Source organism: Salisaeta longa DSM 21114 (assembly GCF_000419585.1).
In the GTDB taxonomy this organism is placed as follows: domain Bacteria; phylum Bacteroidota; class Rhodothermia; order Rhodothermales; family Salinibacteraceae; genus Salisaeta; species Salisaeta longa.
Genome location: NZ_ATTH01000001.1, coordinates 2378856 through 2390000, shown reverse-complemented (window position 1 = coordinate 2390000; position 11145 = coordinate 2378856). Strand labels below are relative to the sequence as shown.

Sequence of the window (11145 nt, the reverse complement as noted above, 5' to 3'; positions counted from 1 at the left end):
GTTGTGAGACACAGTGGAGCTTCTGGAAAAGAAAATGTAGGCATGAGTAACGATAATTTCGATGAGAAAACGAAACGCCGTAAGCCTAAGAGTTCCTGTTCAACGCTAATCGGAACAGGGTTAGTCGGGACCTAAGCCGAGACCGAAAGGTGTAGGCGATGGAAAACGGGTCAATATTCCCGTACCACTCGATAACGTTAACATAAGGCGTGACGCAAATGCGTAAGATCCGCGTGCCTACGGAAGGTACGTTGAAGTGCGTAGGCTGGGAGGTAGGCAAATCCGCCTCCCATGACGGCTGAAACACGACAGTAGAGGGAGCCTTCGGGCAAACTCATAGTGATCCGAAGCAGGTTGCCAAGAAAAGCGTCGTATGTTGTTATCAGTGCTCGTATCTCAAACCAACACAGGTAGGCGAGGAGAGTATCCTCAGGCGCTCGAGTGATTCGCGGTTAAGGAATTCGGCAAAATTGCCCCGTAACTTCGGGAGAAGGGGCGCCCGTCCTCATCTAAAAGCGAGGACAGGCCGCAGTGACTAGACTCAAACGACTGTTTAACAAAAACACAGACCTCTGCCAAGTCGCAAGACGACGTATAGGGGTTGACACCTGCCCGGTACTGGAAGGTTAATGAAGTGTGTTATCCTTCGGGAGAAGCTCACGACTGAAGCCCCAGTAAACGGCGGCCGTAACTATAACGGTCCTAAGGTAGCGAAATTCCTTGTCGGGTAAGTTCCGACCTGCACGAATGGTGCAACGATTTGAGTACTGTCTCAACCGCGAGCTCGGTGAAATTGTGGTGCCGGTGAAGACGCCGGCTTCCCTCAGTGGGACGGAAAGACCCCGTGCACCTTTACTACACCTTGGCATTGACATTAGTCAGAATATGTGCAGGATAGGCGGGAGGCATCGAAGTCACGTCGCTAGGCGTGGTGGAGCCACCCTTGAAATACCGCCCTTATTCTGATTGATGCCTAACCTACGACCGTTAGCCGGTCGAGAGACAGTGTCAGGCGGGTAGTTTGACTGGGGCGGTCTCCTCCTAAATGGTAACGGAGGATTTCAAAGGTACCCTCAGCATGGTCGGTAATCATGCGCAGAGTGTAAAGGCAAAAGGGTGCTTGACTGCGAGACATACAGGTCGAGCAGGTGCGAAAGCAGGACTTAGTGATCCGGCAGTTCCTCATGGAAGGGCTGTCGCTCAAAGGATAAAAGGTACGCCGGGGATAACAGGCTTATCTCCGCCAAGAGTTCATATCGACGCGGAGGTTTGGCACCTCGATGTCGGCTCGTCGCATCCTGGGGCTGTAGAAGGTCCCAAGGGTTGGGCTGTTCGCCCATTAAAGCGGCACGCGAGCTGGGTTCAGAACGTCGTGAGACAGTTCGGTCCCTATCTACTGAGGGCGTTTGGAAATTTGAGGAGAGCTGCTTCTAGTACGAGAGGACCGAAGTGGACGGACCGCTAGTGTACCAGCTATGCTGCCAAGTGTACCGCTGGGTAGCTATGTCCGGAAGAGATAAGCGCTGAAAGCATCTAAGCGCCAAGCTCACTCCTAGATTAGATTTCCCCTATGGGTCGTCCGAGATGAGGACGTGGATAGGCGGCAGGTATACGCATGGCGACATGTTCAGCCGAGCCGTACTAATTACCCATGAGGCTTAGCACCGCTGTTTTTCAAGTGCTACCGCACTTCGCACGCTCAATAGTGCACGCGTAATGCGGACGAAATCATCATGTCAGACATTCGCTGGCCCTCGGGCCAGCACCGAGTTCCTGGTGACTATAGCGCGGAGGACACACCTCTTCCCATTCCGAACAGAGAAGTTAAGCTCCGCAGCGCCGATGGTACTGTCTTTTAGACGGAAGAGTAGGTCGTTGCCAGGTTGCTTTGAACGCCCTGCTGCCTTTATTGGCGGTAGGGCGTTTTTTTTGTTTACCCCCGCTGCTTCTCTATCCCACCCCGGTGCCCACTCGTTCACGCACGTGCTCATCCGTCCGGGGCGCCTGTTGTATTGTGCGCTACGCACCACCGGTACGCTTCAAGCGTTCCGTCAATGACGCGGCCCTCGGTGACGCGCGGAATCCGCTCGGTGATGATGCCGTGCGCGTTGGCCGGCGCAAACGGATAGCCCACGGCCTCTAGGGCCGGCAGGTCCGCATCGGTATCGCCGATGTAGGCGATCTGCTCCATGGGAATCCCGAGCTGATCGCTCAACCATGCAATGCCGGTGCGCTTGTTGATCGTCGGCGGCACCACATCGATGGAGTTGTCTGTTGTGAAGACCGTAAGCTGCGGCACGGTCGCTTCTACAAACCGAAGCACGCGCGGACGCAGCGCCCGAATCTCGGAGGTGTCGGGCGTGACGACCCCGGCTTGGGTGCGCTTGGCATGGTCGATGGATAGCTTCGTGCCAGGCACCGCCTCTGTAGCAAACCAGTGCCGCATCGTCTCCAGCGCGGCCGCGACGTCGTCGGTGAAGGCCGGATTCCAGGTGATCTGCGCGGCCTGCGGGTCAAACAGGCCCCCACCACTTTCAAAGAGCACGGGCGTTGTAAGCCCAAGGGCCTGGGTGACGGCCTCGACATATGCGTAGGCGCGTCCAGAGCAAATAGAGAGCGGAAGGAGGGACGGGTCTGCCGCAAGATCGGCGAGGGCCTGAAAGCCGCTTAAGTCGTACGGTTGATACGGCTCGGCCAGGCATCCGTCAATATCGGTGATGAACAGCGAGACCACGGAGACAACGGGGGCTGGTTTACGGAAAAAGCAGGGCAACGCATCGGTGCGTTGCCCTGCAGGGGCGACGGCGTGACGCTACGCGTCCTCTTCGAACGCATCGGCCATGGCGTCCACAAGCTCATCCGAGATGCCCATGCTGGAGAAGCCCCCGTCATGATATAGCGTCTGCATGGTCACCATGCGCGTCAGGTCGCTTAGCAGCGTGACGGTGTAGTCTGCGCAGCTGGCCGCATCGGCATTGCCGAGGGGCGACACACGCTCGGCGAACGCGTACATCGCGTTAAAGCCGTCGATGCCCGAGCCCGCGGTGGTGTCGGTGGGGCTTTGCGAAATGGCGTTGATGCGGATGTTGTGCTTCCCGAGCCGGTAGCCAAAGGAGCGCACGATGCTTTCCAGCAGGGCTTTGGCATCGCCCATCTCGGAGTATTTCGAAAAGATGCGCTGGGCGCCGATGTAGCTCATGGCCACGATAGACGCGCCCTCGGCCAGCGCGCCCTGCTCCAACGCGTGGCGCACAATGCGGTGCAGGCTGATCGACGAGATGTCGAGCGTCTTCTGGTACCAGTTGTAGTTGAGCTCCTCGTACGGCACGTCCTTCCGCACGTTTACGCCCATGCCAATCGAGTGAACGATGAAGTCGAGCGGGCCGTGGGTGGCCTTCACCTCGGCAAACAGGTCGGCCAGGTCGTCATCGCTCGTGGCGTCGGCCCACACAATGTCGCTCCCGGTTTGCTCGGCCAGGTCGTCGAGGCTGCCCAGGCGGCGCGCCACGGGGGCATTCGATAGGGTGAAAGAACCGCCTTCGCGGTCGACGGCCTCGGCCACCGCCCAGGCAATGCTGTCAGGGTTAAGCGCACCGAAGATGATGCCGTGTTTGTCGTCGAGCAGTCCGTAAGCCATAACAAAAAGCGTTGATGGAAAGAGCGTTAGTCGGTGATGTCGCGCATGCGATGCAGGCGGCTCAAAAAAGCCGCGTGGAGGCGACTGTTGGTGGCACACACCTGCTGCCGGTACACGGGAGCGAGCCCGCCTTGTGCCCGGTAGGTGGTTACGCGACCGCCGGCCTCGCGTACGCACAAGATGCCCGCGGCCACGTCCCACGGCGCGAGGCCCGTCTCAAAAAAACCGTCAAAGCGGCCACACGCCACGCGGGCCAGGTCGATGGCCGCCGATCCGTGCCGGCGCGCGCCCCGCGCCGAGCGTAAAAAATCACTCAGGACCTCCAGGTAGCGGTTGGTATGGCCCAGCCGTCGGTACGGGAAGCCGGTGGCCACAAACGCATCGGCCAGCGCAGAGGTGTGCGACACGGAGGCCCCCTCGTCATTCACGCGCAAGCCGTGGCCCCGCACCGCCGTAAACAGTTCGTCGTGCGGTACATCGAGCACAACGCCCAGCTGCAGGCCCGTAGGATCTTGCCGGGCAATGCTCACGGCATACGGCGGCACCTGCTGCATAAAGTTCATGGTGCCGTCTATAGGATCAATGATCCAGCGGCGCACTTCTTTTTCGGAGACGGCGGGGGGAAGGTCGTGCCCCGCGGGGCGCTCCTCTGCGAGAATCGCATCATTGGGAAAGGCGGTCTGGATGACCTCCAAGATAGCGGCCTGGGCGGCTTCGTCGGTCGCGGTGACGAAGTCGTTGGTACCCTTGGCACGCACGTTGCGCTGCGATCCCGCATGGTCGCGGATAATCGCAGCGCCAGCCCGGGCGGCTTCAACGGCCACGCCAAGGGCTTCGTCGTACGGAGAGTGGTGAACCGGTGCGTTCATCTGTTTTGCAACAAAGCGGAAAGCAGCACGCTGCGGACGGAAACTTCTGCGCAGGCCACCCCTTGCGATACGAGGATTTGCAGCAACATACAAAGAGTAACGCACGGATGCCGGTGGCCCTACACAAACACGCCCGTTTTTTACATACCATCATCATGTTGTGCGGGGTGTGTGTGGTAGCCACGGGATGCAACACCACCGCTCCGCCCGATGCCCGCCTCCTGCCGGCCGACACGGTACGCCAATCGTCGACGGCTGAGCGCACGCGGGCGCTTGATGTCCTCAATGGAATGCAGCGGACCGCGTTCGCGTCTGCGGTAGGGCGCCTCAAAGCGACGACGTTCGTAAAGCGAACAACCACCGAGGCGCTCACCCCGGCCGGCTCGCTGCAAGCGCGTCGGTACCGTGTGGTTCGCGTGCCCCCAAGCGGCGCGCCCGCGGTGCTTGAGCGGCGCACCACCGGCTCCTTCGACGCCGGCTGGCTGGCTACGTGGGCGCCGGGCGACACCTCCAAGGGCGTCGTGCCAACGTGGGCTACCATCGTGCTGAGCGACGAACCGCCCTTTCTGGCGCGCCGTACGCGCACTGCGTTTCGCTTTGGCCTCCGGCCCGATACCCTCTACAACAGACCGGTGCAGGTGGTCGTGGCGCGCCCCGACACAACCACCGATGGGCATGAGCAAACGGTGCGCTACGCGCGGCTCGTCATTGATCGGGCCTCCAGTGAACTGATCGGGGCGACCATCGTACGGGCCCGCAGTAGCCTGCTGTTTAGCGAAGACAGCGCGGCTACCCTCCAGCTACAACCCCAGGCCGCCGGCCGCTGGGTTCCGGCCGAGGCGGCACTTGCGGTCATTGTGGATATTCCGTTCCGCAGCCCGCAGCGCTACCACACCCATACCACCTTCGACCTGCGCGCGCCATGAGACTCGCCGACGAGCTCGCTTCGGTCCTGCAAACCCACACCATGGGCCGCACGGTTCGAGCATTTGAGACGATCGGCTCGACCAACACCGAGGCGGCCGCGTGGGCCCGCAACGGCGCACCGGAGGGCGCGCTGGTCCTCACCAATTTTCAGACGGCCGGACGGGGCCGCCAAGGACGACCGTGGACGGCCCAGGCGGGCGTCAACCTGATGGGCTCGCTGGTCTTGTATCCCGACGTGCCGCCCGATGCCTTTGGACGCCTTACGCTGGCCGCGGCGGTGGCTGTGGCGGAGGCCATCGCGCCGGTGGTTGCTCCGTACCGGCCCACCATCAAGTGGCCCAACGACATCTTGCTGGAGGGCAAGAAGTGCTGCGGCGTGCTCCTCGAAACGTCGCTTGCTGGTGCACCGGCCCAGCGGCCCCCGGCGGTCATTCTGGGGCTGGGCCTCAACGTGAACCAGGTCGACTTTCCGGCGGCGCTCGCCGAGCGCGCAACGTCGCTACGCCTGGTGACGGGGCGCACGGTGGCGCGAGCCCCCCTGCTGGCGCGTCTGCTGAAGCGCTTTGAAGAACTCTACACCACCGCTGCCGATGAGGTGCAAACGCGCTACGTGCAACGGATGGCCCATCGCGGCGAAACGCTTACCGTGCGGTTTGCCGGATCGGATCGTACGTGCACGGGCCGCGTGCTGGGCATTACCGCTACCGGTGCGCTCCGGCTGCGCACCCCATCGGGCGAAAAGGCACTTCATGCGGGTGAGGTGACGACGCAGGCCGCGCGCTCTGCGCACGAATGATCCACGCGGCCCGCGGGGCGTACGCCTGGAGGTACGGTCTCCGAAGCTTTCGCTAGGCTCCTATGCGCACCGCGCTTCTCCTGTGGATAGTCGTCCTGCCAATGCTGCCGCCTCGGGCGTGGGCCCAACCGGTGGCGGCCATGCAAGACGGCGGTGCGGTGGCGCTGCCCGCGCACCTTCGGCAGCAGCTCATCGCCCGCGACTCGCTGTGGGCCACGGCGCTTCGCATCCACTACCGCGCGCTGGTGCTCGACGGCCACCTCGATACGCCGACACGCATGCACGATGAGAACTACCGGTTCGCCCAGCGCCACACGGCCTACCGCGCACACGTCGACCGTCCGCGGATGGCCGACGGCGGGCTCGATGCGGCGTTCTTTGCGGCGTACGTGGCGCCCTACTACGGCAACGGAGCGCGGGCCGTCGGACGCGCCCGGGCCGTCTTGCGCACCATCAAGCAGCAGGTGCGCGCCGTTCCCACGCGGGCCGCGCTGGCCACCACCGCCGCCGATGTCCGGCGCATCGCGCGCAGCGGGCGGACGGCCGTTCTCCTGGGGCTGGAGGGGGGGCACGCCCTGGCGGGCTCGGTCGATACGCTGCGGGCATTTGCCCGGGCGGGGATCCGCTACGTCACGCTCACGCACATCAACACCAACGGATGGGCCGACAGCGCCCAAGATGCGCCCCGGCACGGCGGACTCAACGCGCGGGGCGTGCGCATGGTGCAAGCCATGAACGACCTGGGCGTCCTCGTCGATCTGGCACACGCGAGCGATGCCACGTTTTACGATGCCCTCCGGGCCAGCCGCGCGCCCGTACTGGTGTCGCACAGCGCGTGCCGCCGCCTCGTGCCCACCGCGCGCAATGTAAGCGACGATCAGCTGCGGGCCCTCGCGCGCAACGGCGGGGTGCTCATGATCAACTTTTTCGATGCCCTCGTCAACCCGGCGCTTACCGCTGACGTCTTCGCCGCCGCCCGCGCCCGCCTGAAGCGTCAAGGGCGCTCGCTCGCCTACCTGTGGGACGCCGTCTATGCCATCAAGCGCGAGCGCAACCTGCCCGGGGCTACGTTGCGCGACGTGGTGGACCACATCGATCACGCCGTGCGCGTGGCCGGCATCGACCATGTGGGGCTGGGCTCCGACTTCGACGGCGTGTTCGACCTGCCGCGGGGCCTCGACGATGTCACGCGGCTGCCCTGGATCACCTACGCCCTCCTCAAGCGCGGCTACGCGGCGCGCGACATCTACAAAATCCTGGGCGGCAACGCGCTGCGCGTGCTTCGGCAGGCCGAACGGTTGTCTATTCGAGGGCTGACAGAAACTGTGCCGCTCGCACCTCCGACCAGTATTCGCCCGCATCGTTGAATTGCACGAAGCCCACATGCCCGCCCTCGCGGGGCACTTCCAACACCAGCTGCGGATGCTCGCGCGCGAGGGCCGTGGGGTAACAAGCCGTTGGCAGAAAGGGATCGTTGGCCGCGTTCACCAGCAGCGCCGGCCGCGCAATATCCGCCAAGAAGGGCTTGCAACTGGCCTTGGCGTAGTACTCGTCGGCATCCGCGTACCCGTTGAGCGGCGCCGTGTAGGCATCGTCAAAGTCGGGCAGCGAGCGGATGGTTTGCAGCGGCGCGGTCGAAACGGCCGTAGGATGCTGCCGGGCCTTCTGGCGCACGGTCTCCGTCAGCGAGCGCAAAAAGTAGCGCGTGTAGTGCCAGTTGGTCCAGTGGGAAATGCGGTGCGAGGCCGCGGCAAGGTCGACCGGCGTGGAGAAGGCCACCGCACCCGCCACGCGCGCATCGAGGGACGCGCCGCGCTCGCCCACGTATTTCAGCGACAGGTTGCCGCCCATGCTAAAGCCAATGAGGACGACGCGCTCGTACCCCTCGTCCAGCGCGTGCTGCACGACGCAGTCAAGGTCTTCCGTCTTGCCGCTGTGGTACGTGGCCACCTGGCGGTTGATGGTGGGGCCGCAGCCGCGCATATTCCAGGCCAGCACGTCCCACCCGCGGCGCGTGAGGGCGCGGGCCATGCCGCGCATGTACGGGCGCTGCATGCTGCCCTCCAGGCCGTGCGTAAGAACCGCCACCCGCGTTCCGCCGCCCGCCGCCCGTGCCCAGGCCGCATGCAGCACATCGTCATCAGGCGTTGCCAGGCGCACGGCGCGCCCGTAGGCAAACGTCACGCGCCGCAGCATAGAAGCCGCAATGGTTTGCACGTGGCCCCCGCGTAGCAGCAGCGGCGGACGATACGTAGCGGGCTGGACCGGCACGGCAACAGGCAGTCGAACGACGATGGAAAGAACGCAGGCGCCGCTTCGGGATCAGCCGTAAATCTCATTGAGGACGTCAGCGAGCCGCACGCCGGCTTGCAGCAGGCGCTCCTTCACCGTGTCAAAGTTCTTGTACATGTAGCGGTAGCTCAGCTCGCGGTCTTGCGGCACCGCGTACACCGCCTCGCGATAGCTCATCGACTCCTGCGCCCACTGCTCCACCGAAGCGGTGCGCCACGACTGCTTCCGCTCGGCCGCGGCCGGCCCCACGAAGCGCGCCAGCTCCGTAAAGCTGAGCCCTTTCTGGTTGATCATCCCGCTGTCCCACACGCGGTGCAGGTTCGACGGCTCGCCAAACCACAGCACGGTAAAGTCGTTGCCGCCGCGGTCGTCGCCCGTGCCCACGTGCAGCGGCTGATGCATGTCGCCCACCATGTGCACGAGGAAGCGCACGTAGCGGCGCTGCATCTCGGTAGACAAGGTGTCGGCTTTTAGCGCGCCGATGATTTCTTTCGTCTTGCCCAGCAGGTCGCCCGACGGATTTTTGTCGGTTGCGGCGTAGGTCATGCCCGTGGGAATGGTCACCCAGTGCCACGTGCTGGTGTAATCGTAGGCATCGTCCGAGCGGATCTCGTCCATCCAGGTCGACGCTTCGGCCAGCGAATGGCCGTTGAGGAGCGACCGAAGGCGCGCTTCGGCTTCGGCATTCAGGTACTGCTGCGCGATGTAGCCGATGACGCGGTGCCCGGTTTGGCCCCAGCCCCAGGCCGGCGTGGCGGTGAGGCAGGCAAGCAGAAGCGTGAGGAGAATCTTGTGCATAACGGGGGAAGCGGTGAAAGCAGTAGACGACGCGATACGCAAGCAACCTACACCGGACACGCCGGAGAAGTGTCCGCGTGCATCAATTCATAACACCAGGTGGGGAGCTGAACGTACACGTCCGGTCTACTTCTGACAGATTATTTCGGGTGACACCTGATGATGCTCGTTCTCCAAAACAGATCAGGTACGGAGAGCCACCAAGGCTGAATGGGCACAAAGGTGTTCATTTTTGGCTGGATCCAGAAACGAATCCAAAAATTACGGCTGTGAAGCGAGCCGCTGACGATCTCCGGAACCCGCTACAATCATCGAACGGGTGCCGTTCTACGGGTTTGTCGGCTCTCGGAGCAACAACTTGCAAGGCCGCCGTGGGTACGACCGGCCGGTCGTACCCACTACATTAGCATGGGTGCCAATTTAGGGCATGGCTCAGTCAAACGCGCGCACAGAATCACGATGGCCGTGGCACGACGGATTGTTGGCTGCGCGTGCGCTCCTCGTTGTGCATTCCCCACGCGGACACATCCTTGCGTTGCATCGGATGCTCAACCCGTGATGATTTTACTCGCGGGTTTCTTCAGTCCGTCCGAGACGCCCTTCTCTTCAAGGCCGGCGGACCGTGCGTTCGCAAAGGTTTCCAGGTGTGTAATTTCTCGCAACAGTTGATTAGCGGGCCGCGCCTACGGTGACGCGCAGCGGCTCCAGCCCGTCGCCCGTCGCTTCGAGAACGTCGCCGGCCTGTACCTGCGCCACGCCCTCGGGGGTGCCGGTGTAGAGCAGGTCGCCCGCTTCCAGCGTAAACACGGTCGAGCAGTACGCGATGAGGTCGGCCACCGAAAAGATCATGTGGCGGGTGTCGGCCTGCTGCCGCACGGTGCCGTTCACCGCCAGCTGAAAGGTGAGCGCCTGCGGATTCTCCACCGACCGCGCCGGCACAAACGGCCCCAGGGGCGCAAACGTATCGAAGCCCTTGGCCACCGACCACGGATGCCGCCGCTCTTTGGCCGCGCTTTGGATGTCGCGCGCCGTCATGTCGAGCCCCAGCGCGTAGCCCGCCACATAGTCGAGCGCGTCGGCCGCCGGAATGTCTTTGCCGCGCCGCCCGATGGCCACCACCAGCTCCAGCTCGTGGTGCACATTCGACGACGCCCGCGGAATGGTGACCGCGCCGCCGCTGCGCACGAGCGCTGTAGACGGCTTCAGAAACACCATAGGCGTCGTGGGTACATCGCTATCCATCTCGGCCGCGTGCTTTGCATAGTTGCGGCCAATGCACAGCAGCTTGCCCGGGCGCACCGGCGCGTCTGACGAGGGGAGAGAGATCTTCATGGGAAACAGATGGTGGTTTGTGGGGCCTTTAGAAACTTGGGCGCACGCATCGCGTGGCTATCGTCTGCAAACGGCTGCCACAGGCAGCGTCCGCCGCATTTATTCACTCTCGCGTCGGTACTCAACCCGGCGCTCCAAAGCAGAGACGGCTCATGTACGCGATTGTTGACGTAAAAGATAAGCAGTTCAAGGTACACGAAGGCGACACCATCTACGTGCCGTACCATTCCGAGGCGGCCGTAGATGACACGCTCACGCTCGACCGGGTGCTGCTCACTTCCGACGGGGAGGGAGCAACCACGCTGGGCACGCCCACCGTAGAGGGGGCGTCGGTTACGGCGCGCGTGATCGACCAGGTGAAGGGCGACAAGATCATCGTCTTCAAAAAGAAACGACGCAAGCGGTATCGCGTAAAGCGCGGACACCGCCAGCGCTACACCAAAATCACGATCGAGTCGGTGGCGGCCGGGGCGTAACCCTGAGGGCGCAGCAGC

At 63.1% G+C, this 11145-nt stretch carries 10 protein-coding genes and 2 rRNA genes (1 of these 12 cut by a window edge); 6 read left to right on the top strand and 6 right to left on the bottom strand.

Annotated features, from left to right (window positions below; all coding sequences use genetic code 11):
• Positions 1-1666: ribosomal RNA gene (locus SALLO_RS0109965) — 23S ribosomal RNA — on the top strand; it begins 1265 nt to the left of the window's first position.
• A gap of 106 nt (positions 1667-1772) precedes the next feature.
• A 5S ribosomal RNA gene (gene rrf / locus SALLO_RS0109960) occupies positions 1773-1884 on the top strand.
• A gap of 103 nt (positions 1885-1987) precedes the next feature.
• Here rrf and SALLO_RS16510 read toward each other — a convergent pair.
• The 3 genes from SALLO_RS16510 to SALLO_RS0109945 all read right to left on the bottom strand — a co-directional run bounded on the left by SALLO_RS16510 (position 1988) and on the right by SALLO_RS0109945 (position 4506).
• Complete coding sequence (locus SALLO_RS16510) at positions 1988-2734, bottom strand: HAD family hydrolase (RefSeq protein ID WP_040605757.1); 747 nt, start codon at positions 2732-2734, stop codon at positions 1988-1990.
• A 78-nt stretch (positions 2735-2812) separates the two neighbouring features.
• Positions 2813-3637 carry an enoyl-ACP reductase FabI gene (locus tag SALLO_RS0109950; RefSeq protein WP_022836160.1) on the bottom strand — a complete coding sequence of 275 codons (825 nt, stop codon included), beginning with the start codon at positions 3635-3637 and terminating at the stop codon, positions 2813-2815.
• Between the two features lie 26 nt (positions 3638-3663).
• Positions 3664-4506 (bottom strand): inositol monophosphatase family protein, encoded by an 843-nt coding sequence (locus SALLO_RS0109945; RefSeq protein WP_022836159.1) that lies wholly within the window; start codon positions 4504-4506, stop codon positions 3664-3666.
• 173 nt (positions 4507-4679) lie between these two features.
• On the opposite strand from SALLO_RS0109945, the gene SALLO_RS0109940 reads away from it, so the two are divergent.
• From SALLO_RS0109940 to SALLO_RS0109930, 3 genes are all read left to right on the top strand, one after another.
• Positions 4680-5432 carry a hypothetical protein gene (locus tag SALLO_RS0109940; RefSeq protein WP_157621393.1) on the top strand — a complete coding sequence of 251 codons (753 nt, stop codon included), beginning with the start codon at positions 4680-4682 and terminating at the stop codon, positions 5430-5432.
• On the top strand, positions 5429-6229 hold the full coding sequence (locus SALLO_RS0109935) for a biotin--[acetyl-CoA-carboxylase] ligase (RefSeq protein ID WP_022836157.1): 801 nt from the start codon (positions 5429-5431) through the stop codon (positions 6227-6229). Before SALLO_RS0109940 ends, SALLO_RS0109935 begins: the two co-directional genes overlap by 4 nt.
• A gap of 62 nt (positions 6230-6291) precedes the next feature.
• Positions 6292-7596 carry a dipeptidase gene (locus tag SALLO_RS0109930; protein WP_084696248.1) on the top strand — a complete coding sequence of 435 codons (1305 nt, stop codon included), beginning with the start codon at positions 6292-6294 and terminating at the stop codon, positions 7594-7596.
• Here SALLO_RS0109930 and SALLO_RS0109925 read toward each other — a convergent pair.
• The 3 genes from SALLO_RS0109925 to SALLO_RS0109915 form a co-directional block, all read right to left on the bottom strand.
• Positions 7532-8500 carry a YheT family hydrolase gene (locus tag SALLO_RS0109925; protein WP_022836155.1) on the bottom strand — a complete coding sequence of 323 codons (969 nt, stop codon included), beginning with the start codon at positions 8498-8500 and terminating at the stop codon, positions 7532-7534. The two genes, SALLO_RS0109930 and SALLO_RS0109925, sit on opposite strands and share 65 nt — an antisense overlap.
• Before the next feature lie 51 nt (positions 8501-8551).
• Positions 8552-9319 carry a S1/P1 nuclease gene (locus SALLO_RS0109920; protein WP_022836154.1) on the bottom strand — a complete coding sequence of 256 codons (768 nt, stop codon included), beginning with the start codon at positions 9317-9319 and terminating at the stop codon, positions 8552-8554.
• A gap of 669 nt (positions 9320-9988) precedes the next feature.
• Complete coding sequence (locus SALLO_RS0109915) at positions 9989-10651, bottom strand: fumarylacetoacetate hydrolase family protein (RefSeq protein ID WP_022836153.1); 663 nt, start codon at positions 10649-10651, stop codon at positions 9989-9991.
• A gap of 152 nt (positions 10652-10803) precedes the next feature.
• On the opposite strand from SALLO_RS0109915, the gene rplU reads away from it, so the two are divergent.
• Entirely contained in the window at positions 10804-11127 is a 324-nt protein-coding gene (rplU, locus tag SALLO_RS0109910; RefSeq protein WP_028567124.1) for a 50S ribosomal protein L21, read from the top strand.
• Positions 11128-11145: the final 18 nt, after the last annotated feature.